At 61.6% G+C, this 22,079-nt stretch carries 20 protein-coding genes; 12 read left to right on the plus strand and 8 right to left on the minus strand.

Annotated features, from left to right (window positions below; all coding sequences use genetic code 11):
* Nucleotides 1–32: 32 nt before the first annotated feature.
* From cheA to cheY, 7 genes are all read left to right on the plus strand, one after another.
* The gene (cheA, locus tag CLU92_RS01910) at nt 33–2,234 is read left to right on the plus strand and encodes a chemotaxis protein CheA (RefSeq protein ID WP_101480497.1); all 2,202 of its coding nucleotides are present in this window, start codon (nt 33–35) and stop codon (nt 2,232–2,234) included.
* Between the two features lie 31 nt (nt 2,235–2,265).
* Nucleotides 2,266–2,772, plus strand: a complete 507-nt coding sequence (locus tag CLU92_RS01915) for a chemotaxis protein CheW (RefSeq protein ID WP_101480498.1) — start codon at nt 2,266–2,268, stop codon at nt 2,770–2,772.
* A gap of 195 nt (nt 2,773–2,967) precedes the next feature.
* Nucleotides 2,968–4,680 (plus strand): methyl-accepting chemotaxis protein, encoded by a 1,713-nt coding sequence (locus CLU92_RS01920; RefSeq protein ID WP_101480499.1) that lies wholly within the window; start codon nt 2,968–2,970, stop codon nt 4,678–4,680.
* Between the two features lie 70 nt (nt 4,681–4,750).
* Nucleotides 4,751–5,623 (plus strand): CheR family methyltransferase, encoded by an 873-nt coding sequence (locus CLU92_RS01925; RefSeq protein ID WP_070278818.1) that lies wholly within the window; start codon nt 4,751–4,753, stop codon nt 5,621–5,623.
* 9 nt (nt 5,624–5,632) lie between these two features.
* Nucleotides 5,633–6,241 (plus strand): chemoreceptor glutamine deamidase CheD, encoded by a 609-nt coding sequence (cheD, locus tag CLU92_RS01930; RefSeq protein WP_071078257.1) that lies wholly within the window; start codon nt 5,633–5,635, stop codon nt 6,239–6,241.
* A 166-nt stretch (nt 6,242–6,407) separates the two neighbouring features.
* Nucleotides 6,408–7,478 carry a chemotaxis response regulator protein-glutamate methylesterase gene (locus CLU92_RS01935; protein WP_101480500.1) on the plus strand — a complete coding sequence of 357 codons (1,071 nt, stop codon included), beginning with the start codon at nt 6,408–6,410 and terminating at the stop codon, nt 7,476–7,478.
* A gap of 147 nt (nt 7,479–7,625) precedes the next feature.
* Nucleotides 7,626–8,024 carry a chemotaxis response regulator CheY gene (gene cheY, locus CLU92_RS01940; protein ID WP_010396677.1) on the plus strand — a complete coding sequence of 133 codons (399 nt, stop codon included), beginning with the start codon at nt 7,626–7,628 and terminating at the stop codon, nt 8,022–8,024.
* 76 nt (nt 8,025–8,100) lie between these two features.
* On the opposite strand, the gene CLU92_RS01945 is transcribed toward cheY, so the two are convergent.
* Entirely contained in the window at nt 8,101–8,853 is a 753-nt protein-coding gene (locus CLU92_RS01945; RefSeq protein WP_101480501.1) for an SDR family oxidoreductase, read from the minus strand.
* A gap of 293 nt (nt 8,854–9,146) precedes the next feature.
* Between CLU92_RS01945 and CLU92_RS01950 the strand changes: the two genes are divergently transcribed.
* Nucleotides 9,147–9,611: a hypothetical protein gene (locus CLU92_RS01950; protein WP_101480502.1), complete on the plus strand. Its 465-nt coding sequence runs from the start codon at nt 9,147–9,149 to the stop codon at nt 9,609–9,611.
* 40 nt (nt 9,612–9,651) lie between these two features.
* On the opposite strand, the gene panC is transcribed toward CLU92_RS01950, so the two are convergent.
* The 5 genes from panC to metG all read right to left on the minus strand — a co-directional run bounded on the left by panC (nt 9,652) and on the right by metG (nt 14,468).
* A complete protein-coding gene (gene panC / locus CLU92_RS01955) occupies nt 9,652–10,491 on the minus strand; it encodes a pantoate--beta-alanine ligase (RefSeq protein WP_101480503.1) in 840 nt (279 codons plus the stop codon).
* A 54-nt stretch (nt 10,492–10,545) separates the two neighbouring features.
* Entirely contained in the window at nt 10,546–11,481 is a 936-nt protein-coding gene (locus tag CLU92_RS01960; RefSeq protein WP_101480504.1) for a ScpA family protein, read from the minus strand.
* Nucleotides 11,482–11,498: 17 nt separating this feature from the next.
* Nucleotides 11,499–11,708 (minus strand): DUF3460 family protein, encoded by a 210-nt coding sequence (locus tag CLU92_RS01965; protein ID WP_034778041.1) that lies wholly within the window; start codon nt 11,706–11,708, stop codon nt 11,499–11,501.
* A gap of 108 nt (nt 11,709–11,816) precedes the next feature.
* Nucleotides 11,817–12,296, minus strand: a complete 480-nt coding sequence (locus CLU92_RS01970; RefSeq protein WP_101484448.1) for a GNAT family N-acetyltransferase — start codon at nt 12,294–12,296, stop codon at nt 11,817–11,819.
* A gap of 9 nt (nt 12,297–12,305) precedes the next feature.
* Nucleotides 12,306–14,468, minus strand: coding sequence for a methionine--tRNA ligase (gene metG / locus CLU92_RS01975; RefSeq protein ID WP_101480505.1), 2,163 nt, complete (start codon nt 14,466–14,468; stop codon nt 12,306–12,308).
* Nucleotides 14,469–14,628: 160 nt separating this feature from the next.
* Between metG and apbC the strand changes: the two genes are divergently transcribed.
* From apbC to CLU92_RS01990, 3 genes are all read left to right on the plus strand, one after another.
* A complete protein-coding gene (gene apbC / locus CLU92_RS01980) occupies nt 14,629–15,717 on the plus strand; it encodes an iron-sulfur cluster carrier protein ApbC (protein WP_101480506.1) in 1,089 nt (362 codons plus the stop codon).
* 86 nt (nt 15,718–15,803) lie between these two features.
* Nucleotides 15,804–16,211, plus strand: coding sequence for a DUF4399 domain-containing protein (locus tag CLU92_RS01985; protein WP_101480507.1), 408 nt, complete (start codon nt 15,804–15,806; stop codon nt 16,209–16,211).
* Between the two features lie 139 nt (nt 16,212–16,350).
* The gene (locus CLU92_RS01990) at nt 16,351–18,036 is read left to right on the plus strand and encodes an alkaline phosphatase family protein (RefSeq protein WP_101480508.1); all 1,686 of its coding nucleotides are present in this window, start codon (nt 16,351–16,353) and stop codon (nt 18,034–18,036) included.
* Between the two features lie 131 nt (nt 18,037–18,167).
* On the opposite strand, the gene CLU92_RS01995 is transcribed toward CLU92_RS01990, so the two are convergent.
* Both CLU92_RS01995 and lysA read right to left on the minus strand, forming a co-directional pair.
* On the minus strand, nt 18,168–19,730 hold the full coding sequence (locus CLU92_RS01995) for a phospholipase D family protein (RefSeq protein WP_101480509.1): 1,563 nt from the start codon (nt 19,728–19,730) through the stop codon (nt 18,168–18,170).
* Between the two features lie 72 nt (nt 19,731–19,802).
* Nucleotides 19,803–21,047 (minus strand): diaminopimelate decarboxylase, encoded by a 1,245-nt coding sequence (gene lysA, locus CLU92_RS02000; protein ID WP_101480510.1) that lies wholly within the window; start codon nt 21,045–21,047, stop codon nt 19,803–19,805.
* A gap of 102 nt (nt 21,048–21,149) precedes the next feature.
* Between lysA and CLU92_RS02005 the strand changes: the two genes are divergently transcribed.
* The gene (locus tag CLU92_RS02005; protein ID WP_101480511.1) at nt 21,150–22,061 is read left to right on the plus strand and encodes a LysR family transcriptional regulator; all 912 of its coding nucleotides are present in this window, start codon (nt 21,150–21,152) and stop codon (nt 22,059–22,061) included.
* Nucleotides 22,062–22,079: the final 18 nt, after the last annotated feature.

The following is a 22,079-nucleotide window of genomic DNA, read 5'->3' on the forward strand; positions in this document are numbered from 1 at the left end:
CAGCGCAACGATGCAAATGACGGAGTCACCCTATGACCATCGATATTAGCCAGTTTTTTCAGGTCTTTTTCGATGAGGCCGAAGAACTGCTGGCTGAAAAAGAACGGCTGTTGCTGGCCGTCGATATTGCGGCGCCCGACGCCGAAGACCTGAATGCCATTTTCCGCACGGCCCATTCGATCAAGGGCGGCGCATCGACGTTCGGCCTGAGCGACATGAGCGAGGTGACGCACATCCTCGAGTCGCTGCTCGACCGCATCCGCCAGGGCCAGATGGCCCTGACGGCGGAACACGTCGACGCTTTTCTGGCCGCCAAGGATATCCTCAAGATGCAGCTCGACGGCCATCGTCTTGGCAGCGCCGTCGACCAGGATGCCGTGGCCAATGTGCGCATGATGCTGCAGTCGTTCTCGCAGGACGTGCCCGTGGCCGCGCTCACGCCCGTCGCGCCAGCCTTCCATACGGCGGAAAAAGCAGCCGTCAGCCACGCCGGTGGCCAGCGCTACCGCCTGGAGCTGCCGAAGATGGAGGAGCGCGAAGTCGAGGCACTGGCGGCCGAGCTGGGCTTGCTGGGCGACGTCGCCATGTCCACCCTGGCCGACGCACGCAAGGTGCTGGAAGTGACGACGCATGAAAGCCTGGACGATATCCTGGCCATCTGCTCGTTCGTGCTCAATCCCGACGACATGGTGATCACGCAGGCACCGCCATTGGCGCCAGGCGAAGCCGAAGCGGCCCGCGCGGCGCAGGAAAAGGCCCAGGGTTATGGTTTCTTCGACCCGCTGCCAGGGGCGCCTGCCGCTCAGGGCGCGGTGGATCCCGGCTATGGCTTCTTCCAGCCGCTCGAGGATATCCGCGCCGCCGCCGGTGTGCAGAGCGAGGCCGAACAGGGCTACGGTTTTTTCCAGCCTTTGGCCCAGATCCGTGCCGATGCCGCCAAGGCGGGCAACGCCGGCGCTGCCGCCGTGCCGGCCGTGGCGAGCGCCGCGACCGAGGTAGAGCAGGAAAAGAAACCGGCCAAGAAAGAGGGCGACAAGGCTGGTGCCGAATCGTCGTCGATCCGCGTCTCGATCGAAAAAGTCGACCAGCTGATCAACCTGGTGGGCGAACTGGTGATCACGCAGGCGATGATCGAGCAGCGCGCCAGCGCGCTCGACCCGATGCTGCATGAAAAACTGCTCGACAGCGTCAGCCACCTGACGCGCAATACGCGCGACTTGCAGGAAGCGGTGATGTCTATCCGCATGATGCCGATGGATTTCGTCTTTTCGCGCTTCCCGCGCATGGTGCGCGACCTGGCGACCAAGTTGGGCAAGAAGGTCGACTTCATCACCAATGGCGCCGCCACGGAACTGGACAAGGGTCTCATCGAACGCATCGTCGATCCGCTGACGCACCTGGTGCGCAACAGCATCGACCACGGTGTGGAAATGCCGGCCGCCCGCGTGGCCGCCGGCAAGACCGAGGCCGGCCGTTTGTTCCTCTCGGCCAGCCACCAGGGCGGCAACATCATCATCGAAGTATCCGATGATGGCGCGGGACTGAACCGCGAGCGCATCCTGGCCAAGGCGCAGCAGCAGGGACTGGACGTGTCCGAGACGATGAGCGACGCCGACGTGTGGCAGCTGATTTTCGCGCCCGGCTTTTCCACCGCCGAAGCGGTCACCGACGTGTCGGGCCGCGGCGTGGGCATGGATGTCGTCAAGCGCAATATCAGCGCCATGGGCGGCGTGGTCGACATCCGTTCGGCGAAGGGTTTTGGTACGACGATTTCCATCTCGCTGCCGCTGACCCTTGCCATCCTGGACGGCATGTCGATCCGTGTCGGCGATGAAGTGTATATTTTACCGTTGGGCTTTGTCATCGAATCACTGCAGCCAGCCGTTGAGGATATCAAGGACATCAGTGGCAAGGGGCAAGTGGTGAAAGTGCGCGGCGAATACCTGCCGTTGATTCCCCTGTACCAGATGTTCGACATCGCACCGCGCTTTACCAGTCCATCGGAAGGCATCTGCGTGATTCTCGAGACGGAAGGGCGCAAGGCAGCCCTGTTTGTCGACGACCTGGTGGGACAGCAGCAGGTCGTGGTGAAAAACCTCGAATCGAATTACCGCAAGGTGGTCGGCATTTCCGGCGCCACCATCCTGGGCGATGGCGGCGTGTCGCTGATTCTTGATGTCGCCGCCCTGATCCGCTCCTCTCGCCAGTTAGCCGACGAGTCCATTTTTTCGTAATACCGATAGATAAAAGATAGGAAAACGCACCATGTCAGATACTCAACAAACATCCGGAAGCAATACGGGCGACGGCAAGGACATCGCCGGACGTGAATTCCTGGCCTTCACCCTGGGCTTCGAAGAGTACGGCATCGATATCCTGAAGGTCCAGGAAATCCGTGGTTACGAAGCGGTCACCCGCATCGCCAACGCGCCTGAATTCATCAAGGGCGTGATCAACCTGCGCGGCATCATCATTCCCGTGGTCGACATGCGCATCAAGTTCAACCTGGGCACGCCCGTGTACGACCAGTTCACGGTGGTGATCATCCTGAACATCGGTGGACGCATCGTCGGCATGGTGGTCGACAGCGTTTCCGACGTGACCACCCTGACGCCGGAGCAAGTGAAACCGGCGCCGGAAATGGGCACCGCCTTCTCGACCGACTACATGATTGGCCTCGGTACCATCGACGAGCGCATGCTGATCCTGGTCGACATCGACAAGCTGATGTCGAGCAGCGAGATGGGCCTGATCGACAAGCTGGCGGCGTAAGCAGCCGCATGGCAGCAAGGCGGCGCCCGGTGCGCCGCCGTTTTGGCACGCAAAGAATCACTACAGATATGCATGTACCGGCGCGAGCAGCATCTAGAGGCGCGCCGGCAGGCTGCAAGGTCCGATAGAGACCAGGCCACAACACGGCGCCGTCCGGTTGAACGGGCGCCGTTCACATAAATATTGGAGACTGTAATGAGTTTGCGCGATTTCAAGATAGGCACCCGGCTGGGGATAGGTTTTGGCAGCATCCTCGCCATCCTGGTGGTGGTGATCGTTTCGGCGAATGCACTGAATTATCGTAACAAGGCCCAGTTGCTCACGGGCCTGGAGCTGGCAAGCGAAAAAAATACGCAGGCGTCGTTGATGAAAAGCGCGATGCTGGAAACCGGTATCGCCATGCGCAATATCGGCCTGCAGGGCGATGTTGGCCTGATGCAGGTGGAGGAGGGCAAGGTGCGCGAGCAGCGCAAGCTGTACGACGGCGCACGCGCCAAGCTGTCCAGCCTGGGCCTGTCCGATGGCGAGAAGACGCTGCTGGCCAATATCGCCAAGGTCGACGGCGAAGTCGATGCCGCCTTCAAGGAGGCGATGGGGCAGGTGCTGGCGTTTAACAGCGAGGGCGCGGCCAAGGTGATTGCCACCCGCATCGACCCTTTGAACAAGACGACCCTGGCCGATATCAACAAGCTGCTCGCCTTGCAGCATGTGGCCCAGCAAAGCTTCATGGACGACTCGCTGACGGCTGACGCGCGCCTGATGACGGTACTGTTCATCCTGGGTGGGGCGGCGGTGGCGATCGGCGCCTGGTGCGCCATCTTCATCACGCGCTCGATCACGGTGCCCTTGTCCGGTGCCCTGGCGGTGGCGCAGAAGGTGGCAGCGGGCGAGCTGACATCGCACGTGGTGGTCGAAGGCAAGGATGAAACGAGCGCGCTGCAGCAGGCGCTCAAGGACATGAACGAGAGCCTGGTACAGACGGTCAGCGACGTGCGCAATGGGACGGACACCATCACCGTGGCGTCGCGCGAGATCGCCAGCGGCAATGCGGACCTGTCGGCGCGCACGGAAACGCAGGCCAGTTCGCTCGAAGAAACGGCGTCGTCGATGGAAGAGCTGACGTCGACTGTGAAGCAGAACGCGGACAACGCGCGCCAGGCCAACCAGCTGGCCGTGTCGGCATCGTCGGTGGCGGAGCAGGGCGGCAAGGTGGTGGCGCAAGTGGTCGATACCATGGGTTCCATCAAGGACAGTTCGCGCAAGATTGTCGATATTATCGGCGTCATTGACGGCATTGCGTTCCAGACGAATATCCTGGCGCTGAATGCGGCCGTCGAGGCGGCGCGCGCAGGCGAGCAGGGACGTGGCTTTGCGGTGGTGGCATCCGAAGTGCGCAATCTTGCCCAAAGATCCGCTGGCGCAGCCAAAGAGATCAAGGGACTGATCGGCGACTCGGTCGACAAGGTCGATGCCGGCAGCCGCCTGGTGGACGAGGCGGGGCAGACCATGGGTCTGATCGTCACGTCGATCCGGCAGGTGGCCGACATCATGGGCGAGATTACGGCGGCAACGCAGGAACAGAGCCATGGCATCGAGGAAGTGAACCAGGCCATCGCGCAGATGGACCAGATGACGCAGCAGAATGCGGCGCTGGTCGAGGAAGCGGCGGCCGCCGCCGAAAGCATGCAGGACCAGGCGCAGAAACTGGCCGACGCCGTCAGCATCTTCAAGCTGGGCGGCGAGAGCGCGGCGCAGGCGTCCATGCCGGCGCCCGTGAAGGCGGTGGCACGGCCGGCACCGAGTGTGGCGGCAAATACACGGCGGGTGGCAAAGGCGGCGCAGGCCGGCACGCCACCGCCTGCGAAAAAGCTGGCGGCGGCCGGCGGCGACGATTGGGAAGAGTTCTGACGCCAACCCGGTCCCGCTAGTTATACTTGCAAAGGCATTGGTCAGAGTAGTCATAGAGAGGTAAAAACAAATGCCGCAAACTAAAACGGATTCGGTCAAGGAATTTGATTTCACTGGCAAGGACTTCGAGCGGGTCCGCGCCATGATTTACAAGCGGGCCGGCATCGCGCTGGCCGACAGCAAGCAGGAGATGGTCTACAGCCGTCTGGCCAGGCGCCTGCGGGCGACCGGCATCTCCTCGTTCGTCCGCTACCTGGACGACCTGGAAGCGGGCCGCATGGGCGACGAGTGGGAAGCGTTCACGAATGCGCTGACGACCAACCTGACGTCGTTTTTCCGCGAGGCGCATCACTTCCCGTTGCTGGCCGAGCATGTGAAAAAACTGAGCGGGCCGATCACCATCTGGTGTTCGGCCAGTTCCACCGGCGAGGAGCCATACTCGATCGCCATGACGGTGTGCGAGGCGTTCAATACGCTCACGCCGCCGGTCACCATCATCGCCACGGATATCGACACGAATGTGCTGGCCACGGCCGCCAATGGCGTCTACAACCTGGACCGGCTCGACAAGATGCCGGCCGACCGTGCGCGGCGCTTTTTCTTGCGCGGCAAGGGCGATCGCGAGGGGCAGGTGCGGGTGCGCCCGGAACTGCGCCAGATGATCACCTTCAAGCCGCTCAACCTGCTGGCCGACAGCTGGCCCCTGACGGGACAGTTCGACGTCATCTTCTGCCGTAACGTGATGATTTATTTTGACAAGGCGACGCAGCGCAAGATTCTGTCGCGCTTTGTGCCGTTGATGAAGTCCGATGCCCTGCTGTTTGCGGGCCACTCGGAGAATTTTCTGTACGTGTCGGATTCATTGAAGCTGCGCGGTAAAACAGTCTATGAGCTCGACCAGCCGCGGGGCGCCGCACCCAAGGCATCGTCGCATCGTACATGAGAGTGAAATATGAGCCTGGAATCCAAAGAGCAATTTGCCACTAACGTCTATTACGACAGGACGTTCAATTGTGACGCCGCCAAGATCTTGCCTGGTGAGTATTACTTTACCAACAAGGACATGCTGATCGTCACCGTGCTCGGCTCCTGCGTCTCGGCCTGCATCCGCGATCGTGTCACCGGTCTGGGCGGCATGAACCATTTCATGCTGCCCGACGGCGGCAGCGATCCGAATAGCCCGATTTCAGCGTCGATGCGCTATGGCACCTACGCCATGGAGATATTGATCAACGATCTGCTGAAGGCCGGTGCGCGGCGCGAGAACATGGAAGCGAAAGTATTTGGCGGCGGCGCCGTGCTGCGCGGCTTCACGGCGATTAACGTCGGCGAACGCAATGCGGCCTTCGTCATCAATTACCTGAAGGCGGAAAAGATGCGCGTGGTGGCCGAGGACTTGAATGATATCCACCCGCGCAAGGTGTATTTTTTCCCTCGCAGCGGCAAGGTGCTGGTGAAAAAGCTGATGCAGACGCATAACGATACCTTGGTGCGCCGCGAGCTCGATTACGCAAGCCGTCTCAAGGTTGCGCCCGTGGGTGGCGAGATCGAGCTGTTCTAGTATCACCAGGCCCAACCTGCTGCGCGTCGTGCTTTGCGGCCTGCGATGCTCACCGTGCTTCAGCACGGTTGCGCTTCTTGGCCACAAATCACTGCCGCTCGCTACGGTTTTGTCTGGCGTTTTTACCGATTAAGAATAAGGGCCGCAAGGTCTGGAAGGGTATTGTATGAAGATCAAAGTATTGATCGTGGATGATTCGGCGCTGATCCGCAGCGTCATGACGGAAATCGTGAATAGCCAGCCCGACATGGAAGTGGTGGGGGCGGCGCCCGATCCGCTGGTGGCGCGCGAGATGATCAAGCAGACCAACCCCGATGTGCTGACCCTGGACGTCGAGATGCCGAAGATGGATGGCCTCGATTTCCTGGAAAAACTCATGCGTTTGCGTCCGATGCCGGTGCTGATGGTGTCGTCGCTGACCGAGCGCGGTTCGGAAATCACCATGCGCGCGCTGGAGCTGGGCGCTGTCGATTTTGTCACCAAGCCAAAGATTTCCATCCAGAGCGGCATGCGCGAGTACACCGACATGATTGCCGACAAGATCCGCGCCGCCGCGAAGGCGCGCATCCGCGCGCGCACCCTGCCGTCGGCCGGCGACAGGGTCGCCGCACCGTTGCCTGCGCTGCGCAGCCCCTTGACGTCGAGCGAAAAGCTGATCATCGTGGGTGCCTCCACGGGCGGTACGGAAGCGATCCGCGAATTCCTCATGCAGATGCCGTCCGATTGCCCCGGCATCCTGATCACGCAGCACATGCCGGAAGGCTTTACGCGTTCGTTTGCGCGCCGCCTCGATTCGCTGTGCAAGATCTCGGTGCAGGAAGCTGCAGGCGGCGAACGCGTGCTGCCCGGCCACGCCTACATCGCGCCCGGTCATTCGCACCTGACCTTGACGCGTAGTGGCGCCAATTACATGACCAAGATCGACCAGGGTGAACCGGTCAACCGTCACCGCCCCTCGGTCGATGTGCTGTTCCGTTCGGCCGCGCAATCGGCCGGCAAAAATGCCGTCGGCGTGATCCTGACCGGCATGGGCAAGGATGGCGCACAAGGCATGTTGGAGATGAAGGCCGCAGGAGCGTATAATTTTGCGCAGGATGAAGCCAGTTGCGTGGTGTTCGGCATGCCGCGCGAGGCGATCGCCATCGGTGCTACGCATGAGGTCGGCGCTCTGACGGCGCTGCCCGGCATGGTGCTGGGACACCTGGCTGCGCATGGCATGCGTGCTTTGCGCGTGTAAGCCACGTTTTATATGATCTGGGGCAAGTTTGTTCGCCTAAAAGCAACGAAAATGCTATCCTACAGCTTGCTGCCGTAGTGTCGACCATAATGTCGGCATTCATGTCGATATTATTAACAAACCGCTACAGAAACAACGGAGTTATTCATGGCTGATCCAAAGATGAAATTTTTAGTCGTTGACGATTTTTCGACGATGCGCCGCATTGTCCGGAATCTGTTGAAGGAACTGGGTTATGCCAACGTCGATGAGGCGGAAGACGGCGTGATGGGCCTGGCCAAGCTGCGCGCGGAATCCTACGATTTCGTCGTCTCGGACTGGAACATGCCTAACATGGACGGCCTGACGATGCTGCAGCATATCCGCGCCGATCCCGCACTGGCCAAGTTGCCCGTGCTGATGGTGACCGCCGAGGCGAAAAAAGAGAACATCATCGCCGCCGCGCAAGCTGGCGCCAGCGGTTATGTTGTCAAGCCGTTCACGGCCGCGACCCTCGATGAAAAGCTGAACAAGATTTTCGAGAAGCTGGAAAAAGCCGGCGCCTGATCACGGTTTGAACCGCTTCAGAAAAAACGCTGCCAGTGCGAACTGGCAGCGTTTTTTTTCGTCGGCCTGCACCTGCTTACACCAGGCCGCCGTTGGCGCGCAGGGTCTGGCCATTGACCCAGCGGCCGTCGGGGCCAGCCAGGAAGGCGACGGCGGCGGCGATGTCGTCCGGCGTGCCCAGGCGTTCCAGGGGGGCCATCTTGCTCATGCGCTGTATCGCTTCTGTCGTCTTGCCGTTCAAGAACAGGGCCGTGGCCGTGGGGCCGGGGGCGATGGCATTGACGGTGATGTTCTTGCCGCGCAATTCCTTGGCGAAGATGGTCGTCATCGTCTCGATGGCGGCCTTGCTGGCGCCGTAGATAGCATAGCCGGGCAGGGCCAGGCCAATCACGCTGCTCGAGAAGTTGATGACGCTGCCGCCCTGGCGCAAGCGCGTCGCCGCCCGGCGCATGGTGTTGAAGCTGCCCTTGACGTTGATGGCGAACAGGGTGTCGAAGGTGGCGTCATCCGTGTCTGCCAGGGCAGGCAGCGCGGGTGGCATGATGCCGGCGTTGTTGACCAGCACGTCAACGCCGCCGAAGGCCGCTTCAGCCGCAGCGAACAGCGCCTGCACCTCGTGCGCATTGGCCACGTTGGCCTTGACCGCGATGGCGCTGCCGCCGTCGGCGAGAATGGTTGCCACCAGCTCGTCTGCCGCCTCCTTGCCGCTCGCGTAATTGACGACGACCTGCATGCCGTCGCGCGCCAGGCGGCGGGCGATGGCCGCGCCGATGCCGCGCGAGGCGCCCGTGATGATGGCGACCTTGGCCGGGGTGGATGCTGTATTCATGGTGTTTCTCCTGTCGTGGTGGCAAGCCTGTGGAATGTCGTTGCGAGCCCGTATGGCGATTGTGATCTTTATTGTTGCGTGGATAAAGATGGCTGGAATAGTTTAAGTGTGCAATCCAGATTAACAATCCTGTTCAATCCGCTGCGCTGCCGGTCTGGCAAATGGGGTCACGCAGCCAGTTGCGGTATGGAATGAAATATTTCTGAAAGTTAACTTTACACGTCAACTAAAGTGGCTCATGATCGCAGCACTATTCCACCTCTGTCCCCGCCCCCGACAAGAAGGAGCGCAATATGCGCCGAGCACCCGTATTATTCTTTGCCCTGAGCACGGCCTTGCTGGCTGCTTGCGGCGTGAGCCTTGAACAAACCAGCGTCGCACCGGCCATCGTCGAGGCGCAGCCCGGCGATGTCCAGGAGCCGGCCACGCAATCGCCTGCCGAAGGCGATGGCCGGCATGCCTATCTGCACCGCCTGGGCGGCCACGATTACGTCAGCCTGAGCCAGTATGGCCCGCAGGGCGGCTTGCCGATCCTCACGGGGGCGCAGCGCGGTGCGCACGCCATCCGCCTGCTGGCGGCCGATCCGGCCCAGGCCAGGGCCATCCTGCGCAGCCTGAGGTTGCCTGCGAACCAGCGCAAGCTATGGTCGGGAGAGGAAATCGTGCTCGATGCGGCCAGTTATGACATGCTGCAGGCGGCACGCGGCCACAACAAGCCGCTGTTTGCCGAGCTCAAGCTGGTAGGGATGGAGAAGTAAGAAAAAGAAACGGGGCCGAACGGCCCCGCTGTGACTGCGCTTAAATTTCCAGGTTGTCGATCAGGCGCGTCTGCCCAAGCTTGGCGGCAGCCAGCACCACCAGCGGTTCACCGGCGGCCAGTTCGGCGGCGCTCGGCGCCTGCAGGTTGGCGCGCTTGCGCACGGCGATATAGTCCGACTTCCAGCCACGGCTGTTCAGTAGCTGCATGCTGGCCTGTTCCAGTTCAGCGACGGCCAGATTGCCCTTGCGCACTTCCTCGGCCACAAAATTGAGTCCCTTGAACAGTTCCGGGGCCTCGGCGCGTTCACTTTCCGACAGATACATATTGCGCGACGATAAAGCCAGGCCATCGTCGGCCCGGTACGTTTCGGCGGCAATGATTTCCGTCGGCAGCGCGAACTGGCGCGCCATGTTGCGGATGATCATCAACTGCTGGTAATCCTTCTTGCCGAACACGGCCACTCTCGGACCCACGCAGGAAAACAGCTTGGTGACGACCGTGCACACGCCTTCGAAGAAGCCGGGGCGGAATTCCCCTTCCAGGGTATTGCCCAGGTCATCAGGCGGGCGCACGCGGTATTCCTGCGGTTCTGGGTACAGTTCCTTTTCCGTCGGGGCGAACAGCACGTACACGCCTTCCTTTTCCAGCTTGGCGATATCGGCCGCCATGGTGCGCGGGTATTTTTCGAAGTCTTCGTTCGGGCCGAATTGCAGGCGGTTCACGAAGATCGAGGCGACGACGGGGTCGCCATGCTTGCGCGCCAGGCGCATCAGCGACAGATGGCCTTCGTGCAGGTTGCCCATGGTGGGGACGAACGCCGTGCGCAGCTGTCCGCTGAGCTGGTCGCGCAATTCTTCGATGTCGGAAATAATTTTCATGGATTGCTTTCGCTAAAACCCCGTTGTACGGTGGTCAGTGACAAAGGGAAGGGATCAGGCGGGCGAATACGCCAGCCGGACGTAGATGGGGGCAAACGGTTCTGCCTGCGTGATTTCGATCAGGGTTTCCTTGGCCAGTTCCAGCAGGGCCACGAAGTTGACCACCACCACGGGCACGCCGCCGGCAATGTCGAACAGCTCGCTGAACTCGACGAAGCGCGACGATTGCAAATGGCGCAGGATGCTCGACATGTGCTCGCGCACGGACAGTTCCTGGCGGCTGATGCGGTGGTGCTGGGTCAGCTTGGCGCGTTTCAGCACATCGAGCCACGCCTGCTGCAAGTCCACCGGTTCCACGTCGGGCCAGGTGGGCGTCAGGCTTTGCTCGATGAAAATCTGCGTGCGCACGAAATCGCGCTCGAACTGGGGAATGGCGTTCAGGTCGTAGGCGGCCAGCTTGATCTGCTCGTACTCGAGCAGGCGGCGCACCAGTTCAGCCCGTGGGTCGCCGCCATCTTCCTCGACGTCGCTCTTGCGCGATGGCAAGAGCATGCGCGACTTGATCTCGATCAACATGGCGGCCATCAGCAGGTATTCGGCGGCCAGTTCCAGGTTGCGCACGCGGATCTGGTCCACATATTTCAGATATTGCAGGGTCACCTGCGCCATCGGAATATCGAGAATATTGAAGTTTTGCTTGCGGATCAGGTAGAGCAGCAAGTCGAGCGGGCCTTCGAAGGCTTCGAGGAAGATTTCCAGCGCGTCCGGCGGAATGTACAAATCCGTCGGCATGCGCAGCATGGGCTCGCCATACAGGCGGGCGATGCCCAGGGGATCGGCGGCGGGCGCCGCATCCGTCACCGCTGTTGCAGAAGTTGCAGGGTCGCCGCCGCCGCCATCGCCGCCAGCGACGGTTTCGGGCAACTCGATGACTGCGCCTGCACCGGAGGCGTCGGCTTCCGGCGTGACTGCAGACTCTTCAGGCAACATCGTGCCGGGTCCAGGTCTTAGTTCTTGTTCTGGTAAACGTAAGCCTGTTGCTTGACGGCCGATGCCAGCTGGCGTTCCTGCTCATCGATGCTGACGGCCGGCTTGTCCCACAGCAGGGCGCGGCCCGCTTGCTGGCCCGCTTCCATGCCAGGATTCTTGGCCTTCAGTTCGGCGATGAACAAGGTGTGGTCGGATACGTAGTTGTTGTGTTTTGCAGGCAGTTTCATATTCTCTTCTGAGTGTCTTATAAGTAAGGTCAGCCGGCCGTATTTTACCGCGCCATGTCGCTTGGCGGGTTGTTGTATCGGCAAGTCCGGGGGCGAAATTGCTAAAAATCAATAACGCAACAAACGCCGCATCACCATCGGCGCCGGTTCGGCGGGGTTGGCGTGCGAATATTCCAGTTCTTCGGCCAGTTCGAATTCAAAGGCCGCATAAAAATCGATGAGTTTGCGCTGGTCGCGTCGCACGGCGAGGCGCAATTCCTCGGCCTGGCACGACAGGCCGTGATGAATGATGGCTTCCAGCAAGTGCTGCGAGACATGGCTGCCCCGGTAAGCGGGCAGCACGCCCATGCGTGAAATCTTCCAGATGGCGGGGTCGCTGTCGAGCGGCATCCAGCGCAGCGAGCCGGCTGGAATGTCGTCGATCAGCAACACAAAGCCGCCGCCGTGGCGCAGTTGCTCTTCCACCTGCCGTGCCGTCTCGTGGTGTCCACTGGACGAGGCCGCCACCTTGCCGGCCCACGCAGCGCGGGTCAGCTCGGCCATCAGTTGTGCATCGGCATTTGTTGCTTCGCGCACCACGATATTCATCATTGGTCCTTAGCGGATGCGCATGCCAGGTTCGGCGCCCGGCCACGGGTTCAGGATGTAGATGCCCGGATTCGCCTTTTCATCGGCGGCGGACGCTGCCATGACCATGCCTTCGGAAATGCCGAACTTCATCTTGCGCGGCGCCAGATTGGCTACCAGCACCGTCAGCTTGCCGATCAGTTCTTCCGGCTGGTAAGCCGAGCGGATGCCGGAGAATACATTGCGCAAACGGCCTTCGCCCGCGTCCAGGGTCAGGCGCAGCAGCTTGTCCGAGCCGTCCACCAGTTCGCAGTTGACGATTTTGGCGATGCGCAGGTCGACCTTGAGGAAGTCGTCGATCTTGATCTCGGGCGCCAGTTCCTCGATGGCGGCTGCTGCTGTGGTAGCGGCTGGCGCGGCGGCGTCATTGGCGGCGTCGCCGGCGGGCGCGGCAATAGCGGCGGCCGCTTGCGGCGCGTCGAACAGCGCTTCGATCATCTTTGCATCCATGCGCGTCATCAAGTGGCTGTAGGCGCCGATGGTGCGGCCCAGCATGCTGTTCGACACGGCGTCGCCAAACACTTGCGTGTCGGCCCAGGTAAATTGTTCGTCGTTGAGGAAGGACGCCACGTTCTTCGCCACGCCCGGCAGGACCGGCGACAGCAAGATCGTCAGCTGGCGGAACAGGATCAGGGCCGTGGTGCACACGTCGTGCAGCTCGGCCGTTTTTTCGACGTCCTTGGCCAGGATCCACGGTTTGTTTTCATCGACATACTGGTTGGTGATGTCGGCGATTTCCATGATTTCGCGCAAGGCCTTGCCGAATTCGCGGTTCTCGAAGTGCGCGGCGATGCTGGCCTGGCGCTCGACGATGACGCCGTTCACGTCCACCGTCAGTGCGCGGTTGATCCAGCTTTGCGCGCCTTCCGACAGCATTGATGCCAGCTTGCCGTCGAAACGCTTGGCGATGAAGCCGGCGCAGCGGCTGGCGATGTTCACGTACTTGCCGATCAGGTCGCTGTTCACGCGGGCCACAAAGTCTTCACCGTTGAAGTCCAGGTCTTCCACTTTGGAGTTCAGCTTGAAGGCGATGTAGTAGCGCAGCCATTCCGGGTTCATGCCCAGGTCCAGGTAGCGCAGCGGCGAAATACCGGTGCCACGCGACTTCGACATTTTTTCGTTGTTGACCGTCAGGAAGCCGTGGACGTTGACTTTCAGTTTGTCGATCACCGGGTGATTGGCAAATTTCAGCATGGCAGGCCAGAACAGCAGGTGGAAGGAAACGATGTCCTTGCCAATGAAGTGGATCTGTTCGGTTGTCGGGTCATTCAAAAAGGCGTCGAAATCGATGCCTTTCTTGTCGCAATAGTTTTTCAGGCTGGCCAGGTAGCCGACGGGCGCGTCCATCCATACGTAGAAGAACTTGCCCGGCGCATCGGGAATCGGGATGCCGAAGTAGGGCGCATCGCGCGAGATATCCCAGTCGGCCAGCTTTTCGCCCGCTTCGCCCAGCCATTCGCTGACCTTGTTGACCATTTCCGGCTGCAAGCGGCCTGGCGTATTGAGCCATTCCTTGAGGAATTCGAAGCAGCGCGGGTCGGACAGTTTGAAGAAATACTGTTCCGACGGCTTCATCACGGGCGTCGCGTTGGTAAACACGGAGAACGGGTTGACCAGGTCGGTCGGCTGGTAGGCTGCGCCGCACACTTCGCAATTGTCGCCGTACTGGTTCTTGGCGCCGCATTTCGGGCATTCGCCCTTGATGTTGCGGTCGGCCAGGAACATGCCTTTTACCGGGTCGAAGAAGCGGTCGACGGTTTTCGTGACGATCAGGCCCGTATCGCGCAGCTTGCGGTAGATCGATTGCGACAGGTCGACGTTTTCCGGCGAATCGGTCGAATACCAGTTATCGAAGGCGATATGGAAGCCATCGAGGTACTGGGCGCGACCGGCGGCGATGTTGGCGACGAATTGCTGCGGCGTGATGCCTTCCTTTTCGGCGGCGATCATGATGGGCGTGCCATGCGTATCGTCGGCGCCCACAAAGTGCACTTCACGGCCGGCTGCGCCATCGCGTTGCATTCGCTGGAACCGGACCCAGATATCAGCCTGGATGTATTCCATGATGTGGCCAATGTGAAAAGCGGCGTTTGCGTAAGGCAGGGCAGTGGTGACGAACAGCTTGCGAGTCATGATTGATGCACTTTTGGGATGGATAATAGGTCATTTTAACAGCGGAAAGGCAATAAGAGCAGATGCAGCGCCGGCAAGTGATGCTTTTGCCGCCATCGCGCCATGCAAATTTGCGCTAGACTGCGCGTATTGCACATATGTAGTACACACGGAGATTTACATGAGCATCACAGTAGAAGACGTCAAGGCCGCGCTGGCCCAGGTTATTGATCCAAATACACATAAAGATTTCGTTTCCAGCAAAACCGTCAAGAATCTGAAAGTCGATGGCAATGATATTTCGCTCGACATCGAGTTGGGCTACCCCGCCAAAAGCCAGATCGATCTGATCCGCAAATCCGTGCTGGCCGCCCTGCGCGTGCTGCCGGGCGTGGGCAACGTCAGCGTGGGCGTGTCGTCGAAAATCATTTCGCACACGGTGCAGCGCGGCTTGAAGCCGATGAGCAACGTGAAAAACATCATTGCGGTGGCTTCCGGCAAGGGTGGTGTTGGTAAATCCACCACGGCCGTCAACCTGGCCTTGGCCCTGGCCGCCGAAGGCGCCACCGTCGGCATGCTGGACGCCGATATCTATGGTCCGTCGCAGCCGATGATGCTTGGCATCAGTGGCCAGCCGAAGACCCTCGATGGCAAGAGCATGGAGCCAATGGAAAACCATGGCCTGCAAGTGTCGTCGATCGGCTTCATGATCGATCCGGACGAGCCTATGGTGTGGCGCGGCCCCATGGTCACGCAAGCCTTGCAGCAACTGCTGGACCAGACGAACTGGCGCGATCTCGACTACCTGATCGTCGACATGCCGCCAGGCACGGGCGACATTCAATTGACGCTGTCGCAGAAAGTGCCGGTCACGGGTGCCGTCATCGTCACGACGCCGCAGGACATCGCACTGCTGGACGCGCGCAAAGGCTTGAAAATGTTCGAGAAAGTCGGCATTCCGATTTTGGGCGTGGTGGAAAACATGAGCACGCACATCTGCTCGAACTGCGGCCATGCGGAAGAAATCTTTGGCGCCGGCGGCGGTGCGAAGATGTGCGCTGACTTTGGTGTGGAATTCCTCGGCGCCTTGCCACTGACCATGGCGATCCGCCAGCAGACGGATTCGGGCACGCCCACCGTCGTGGCTGAGCCGGATGGCCCCGTCGCCGTGATCTACAAGCAGATCGCCCGCACCATCGCCATCAAGGTGGCGGAAAAGGCGAAGGATATGACGAGCAAGTTCCCTAGCATCGTGATCAAGAACGATTAAACGTTGGGCTTGGCGCTCCCATGCGCCAGTGTCAGCGGGGGATGGTTTCATGCAGTCCGTGTTGTTATTAAACAAGAGGAGACATCATGCAATTGACCACCGTATTCCTGCGCCAGGCTGCAGTCCTGATTGCTGGCAGCCTGTTGGCCGCCAGCGCGTTTGCCCAGTCCGTTTCATTTGTCGAGCCGGTTGATGGTGCGACAGTGACCAGTCCGTTCAAGGTCAAGTTTGCCGTCAGCGGCATGGACGTCAAGCCGGCCGGCGACATGACGGCCAAGACGGGCCATCATCATTTGCTCATCAATGTGGGGTCGATGAAGGCGGGCGAGATGATACCCATGGATGACAAACATTTGCATTTCGGCAAAGGGCAAACGGAAACGGACGTCACCTTGCCGCCGGGCCAGTACACCTTGACGATGCAGTTCGCCAATGGCGCGCACCAGTCGTATGGGCCGGAGTTGAGCAAAAGCATCAAGGTGACGGTCAAGTAAGTCAGACCTATTCATCTGTTTCGGCAAAGGCCGGGTTCCAGCGATGGAGCCTGGCCTTTTTTATATTGTTGCCCCTTGTCATTATTGTGTCATATAGTCGGCGTATGCTGGCCGGTGGCCTAACTTTGGATGAGTGCATATGAGCAAGAATTTCTCCCTTTCCCGACAACTGGCGCAGGCCTTGCTGCTGGTGGCCAGCGTGGCGGCGTGCCAGGCGCATGCGGCCAAGGCCGTTCCTGCTGCTGCCACGGCGGCGCAGCCGAAGCTGGTGGTGGTGCTGGTGGTGGACGGCTTGCCGCAGGAGCAGGTGACGCGCTACCGCGACCAGTTCGGCCAGGGTGGCTTCCGCCGCCTGCTGGAGCAGGGCGCGTGGTTCAGCGATGCGCACCAGGCGCATGGCATCACGGTGACCGCCATCGGCCACTCGGCCGTGCTGTCGGGCGCCTACCCGTACCAGCATGGCGTGATCGGCAATAACTGGATCGATCCCGTCACGAAAAAATCCGTATATTGCACCGAGGATGGCAATTTCCATTACATCGGCGAAGAGACGAAGCCCGACGATGGCACGGCGCCGACCAAGCTGCGCGTGAGCACCCTGGGCGACGAGCTGCGCTATTCCACGGGCGACAAGGCCAAGGTCGTCACCGTCTCGGGCAAGGACCGTGGCGCCATCCTGCTGGCGGGGAAAACGGGCACGGCCTATATGTACATGGAAAAGACGGGCAACTTCGCCAGCAGCACCTATTACATGCAGCAGCATCCGCAATGGGTGCAGCGCTACCAGGCGACCAGGCCGCAGGACCGTTATTACGGCAAGAGCTGGACACCGCTGCTGGCCGATTCGGCCTATGCGCGGGACGCCCGTGATGAACTGGTGCCGGCCAAGCCGGGCACGCGCAACACCTTCCCGTTTGCCTACTACAGTGACAGCGGCAAGCTCGATGGTGAGTACTACAGCCGGTTGAAGTCCGGTCCCTTCCTCGACGAGCTGACCCTGGAATTTGCCCGCGCCGCCGTCGATGGCGAGAACCTGGGCCACAACCCGGCCGGCGTGCCCGATATCCTGGGCGTGAGCCTGTCCGCGCACGATTATGTGAACCACGCCTACGGTCCGGAAAGCAAGATGTCGCACGACCACCTGCAGCGCCTGGACCGCATGCTGGCCGGTTTCTTTGCCGACCTCGATAAAAAAGTCGGCATGGACAACGTGCTGGTGGTGCTGACGGCCGACCATGGTTTTGCCAACGTGCCTGAATTTACGGAAGCGCGCGGCGGCTTTTCCGCCAAGCGCATCGACGGCGACAAGCTGGTGGCGGCATTAAACCAGCACCTTGCCACGACCTTGGGCGCAGACAAGCTGGTGACGTCGTCGTCGCTGCCGAATATCTACCTCGATTACGCGCTGGCGGAAAAGAGCGGCGTCAATCGCGCTGCCCTGGAAGACGCGGCAGCCCGCTTCCTGCTGCAGCAGGACGGCCTGGCGCAAGTCTACACGCGCACGCAGATGGAATCGGGGGCGGTGGCCACGCGCATGGATACTCTGATGCGCCGTGCCTGGAACCGCCAGCTGTCGGGCGACCTGATGCTGGTGACGAAACCGGCCTGGTACTTCGGCAAGGGCGTTGGAGGCACCTCGCACGGCACGCCGTACACATATGACACCAATGTGCCGCTGATGGTATTCGGTCCCCGCTGGATCAAGCCGGGCGCCTATGGCCAGTACGCGGAAGTGGTCGACATCGCCCCGACCCTGGCCCATTTGCTGCGCATACGCCAGCCGTCCGCGTCGGAAGGGCGGGTGTTGACGGAAGCGGTGCGGTAAAAGAGGGGGCTACGTGCTTGTCGGGTTACGCGCTTTGCGCTAACCCGACCTACGATGACCTTGCGAAGAGCGTAGGTCGGATTAGCGGGGCAAAGCCCCGCGTAATCCGACAACAGTGTTGGCAAAACAGCTTACAGCAGCCAATCGATCGGCAGCACCGACAGAATCGCCACCCCCATGCGCTTCCACACGCTGGTGCCCGGCTCCGTGTCGTAGCGCGTGACACCGCCGTTGGCGTCGCGGGCGAGCCAGTACAGCGCGCCATCGTCGCCAAGCAGCACCTGGTAGGCGCGCTGCGGGATGGTGGTGCGCATGGCTTTCCCCAACTGGCTGGCCAGCGCGGGACTGTCGATGACGAGGCCCATTTCCGTGTTCAATGCGATCGAGCGCGGATCGAAGTTGAACGAGCCCACGAAGATGCGCTGGTCGTCGACGGCAAAGGTTTTTGCGTGCAGGCTCGATGCGGAGCTGCCCAGGTGACCCGGCTGCGCGCGCGCATCGCCTGCTTCCCACGAACGGCGCGATTCATATAGCAGCACGCCCGCTTCCAGCAGCGGTTTCCTCCACTTCGCATAGCCCGCATGCACGGCCGCCACGTCGGTTGCTTCCAGCGCATTCGTCAGGATGCGCACGCCCACGCCCTGTTTTGCCAGATCGGCAAAGGCCTGGGTGCCGGATTTGCCGGGAACGAAATACGGCGACACCAGGTCCACTTCCTTTTCCGGCACGCCCAGCAGGGTTCGCAGGTTTTCCGCCACGCCCGTGCCTGGCCGGGCCTTGTCCAGCACTTTCGCCGGGTCGTCGCTGACCATGCGCGTGCGCGCCCATTCGAAGGGCAGGGTGCGTTCCATCATCTGCTTGACGAAGGGCGAGGTGCGCAGCGCCTGCACGTATTCCCCGGCTGCCCTGGTGTCGTCGATGTGGTCCGCTTCGGCGGCGATGGTGGCAGCGTCGCCATCGACGGGGCTGGTCAGCAGCAGACTGGCCGGGTAGGCCGAGGCGCTGTTCCAGTAGCGGTCGAATTCCTGCGAGACCTCGTTGACGACGGGGCCGACGGCCAGTACGTCAAGGTCGGCAAACAGGACATCGCCGGCCGCGCCAAAATATTCATCGCCCACATTGCGCCCGCCCACGATGGTGGCCTGGTTATCGGCCGTGAACGATTTATTGTGCATGCGCCGGTTGAGGCGTGAAAAATCGGCGACAAAGGCCAGCGCGCGCGGCGCACGGGGCACGAAGGGATTGAACAGGCGAATTTCCAGATTCTGCTGCTTGCCCAGCATGGTCAGGGTCTGGTCCAGGCCCGTCGTGTTGTTATCGTCGAGCAGCAGGCGCACGCGCACGCCCCGTTCGGCCGCCTGGCGCAGGGCGTCGAACAGCACGGTGCCGGTGATGTCCTTGTGCCAGATGTAGTACTGCACGTCCAGGCTGCGCTGGGCGGCGGCGGCCAGCAGGGCGCGCGCGGCAAAGGCGTCGCGGCCATCGACCAGCGGGTAAATGCCGGACACGCCGGGATGCTGCGCCACCATGGGCGCTATGGCCGTGGCCAGCTGGGTGTGCGCCGTATCGGTGATGACGGTGGAGGCGCTGCGTCCGTCCAGCGAGGGCAGCGCGGCGCAGCCGGCAAGGACGGCGGACAGCAGCAGGGGCAGCAGGAAACGGGTGCTGCAGCGGGCAAGGGTGGTGGCGGGCATGGCGGGCTTTCATCGAGTTGCCCCGATGTTAGCAGATGCGCATGCCCGCACGGGGCGGGTATCGGAAACCGCTTAGAACTGTTCCAGCGCGATCAGTTCTGCCACTGTCTGGCGGCGGCGGATCAGCCGCGAAGCCTCGCCATCGACCAGGTATTCGGCCGCATGCGGGCGGCTGTTGTAGTTCGACGACATCGACGCGCCATACGCGCCTGCGCCTTCGAAGACGACGTAGTCGCCCACCTGCGCTGCGGGCAACAAGCGGGTTTCCACCACGCCGCCATCGCGCTGGGTAAAGACGTCGCCCGATTCGCACAGGGGGCCGCCGACCACAGTGGGGCATGCCGGGTTGGCATCGAGAGCGCGGCCGTCATGCGCAATCACCGACATTTCATGGTAGCTGCCGTACATGGCGGGGCGCATCAGTTCATTGAAGCCCGTATCCAGCAAGGTGAAGTGGTTGCCGCCCATTTGCTTGGTGGCGCGCACTTCGGCCACCAGCAGGCCCGCGTCGGCCACCAGGAAGCGGCCCGGTTCGATCTCCAGGTGCACGGCGTGGCCCAGGTACGCCTCGATCTGCTTGCGCGCCGCATCCCACAGCTGGAAGTAGTGGTCAGTGTCGACGGGCTGTTCGCCTTCGCGGTAGGGCACGGACAGGCCGCCGCCCGTGGAAATGGCTTCCAGGTCATGACCCATGTTTTTGACCAGATCGACCATGGTGCCGCAGACGGTTTCCAGGTGGCTGTAGTCAACGCCGGAGCCGATGTGCATGTGCAGGCCCACCAGGTGCAGTCCATGTGCGCGGATGACGGCCAGCGCCTCTGGCAGCTCTTCATGCCAGATACCGTGCTTGCTGTTTTCGCCGCCGGTATTGGTCTTGTTACTGTGGCCATGGCCATAGCCGGGATTGATGCGCAGCCAGACGCGGTGGCCGGGAGACACTGGGCCCAGCTGGCGCAGCATGTCGACGGAGCCGCAATTGACTTCGATCTTCGCCGCCGCCACGCGCGCCAGTGTGGCGCGGTCGAACAGGTCGCAGGTAAATACCACGCCGGCGGCGCCGTTGGTCTGCGCCGGCGTAAAGCCTGCCTGCAGCGCGCGTTCGATTTCGCCCAGCGACACGGCGTCCACGTGCACGCCAGCTTCGCGCATCAGGGTGAGCAAATGGATGTTCGAATTGGCCTTTTGCGCGAAGCGCACGGTATCGAACTGCGCCAGCTGCGCCACGCGGGCGCGGATGGTGGCCGCGTCATACACCCATAGTGGCGTGCCGTGTTCCTGGGCGAGTTGGGCGAGGGTCTGGTCGTTGACGGGCTTCATCGGGTGCTTTCGGGGGAATGGGGAGATGACTGCATGATGGCCGATTGCGCTTCGACTATAAAATATCCATTTGGGCCTACCTTATTCATTTATGATATGACCATGACTATCTCCTTGCGCCATATCGAGGTCTTCCGCGCCATCATGACGACGGGCAGCGTGACGGCCGCCGCCGCCATGCTGCACACCTCGCAGCCCACCGTCAGCCGCGAGCTGGCGCGCCTCGAGCACTTGACGGGCCTGACCCTGTTCGAGCGCGAGCGGGGGCGGCTGCGCCCCACGGCCCAGGCGCTGCAGTTGTTCGAGGAAGTACAGCGCGCGTATTTCGGCCTGGAGCGCATCGTCAGCACGGCGGCGGCCCTGCGCCAGTTCGACCAGGGGCAGTTGTCGATCGCCTGCCTGCCCGTGTTTTCCCAGTCGCTGCTGCCGCAGGCGTGCAAGCGCTTCGTGGCTGATTTTTCGAAGGTGAGCATCAGCATCACGCCGCAGGAGTCGCCGCTGCTGGAAGAGTGGCTGTCGGCGCAGCGCCACGATATCGGCCTGACGGAAGTGGGCAATGCGCCTCCGGGTACCGTACTCGATACCCTGATGTCCGTCGATGAAGTGTGCGTGCTGCCCGACGGCCATCCTTTGGCCGGCAAGATGACCTTGGCTCCGGAAGACTTTGCTGGCCAGCCTTTCATCAGCCTGGCCGCCGTCGACCCTTACCGCCAGCAGATCGACGCCATTTTCGCGCAGGCTGGCGTGGAGCGGCGCATGGCGCTTGATACGCATAGCGCCGCCTCCGTCTGCGCCATGGTGCGCGAAGGCGTGGGGCTGGCCATCGTCAATCCGCTCACGGCCCTCGATTACGCGGGGCAGGGCTTGCAAGTCCGCCGCTTCGCCGTGTCCTTGCCGTTCACCGTGAATCTGGTCAAGCCCCTGCATCGGCCCTTGTCGCAATTGGTCGCCCTGTTCGAGCTGGCGCTGCATGCCCAGGCGGACGAGGTGAAAAGTAGGCTGATGCAGCTGTGATGTCGCTTATGGAGCGGC

This window comes from Janthinobacterium sp. 61 (assembly GCF_002846335.1).
Taxonomy (GTDB): Bacteria; Pseudomonadota; Gammaproteobacteria; order Burkholderiales; family Burkholderiaceae_D; genus Janthinobacterium.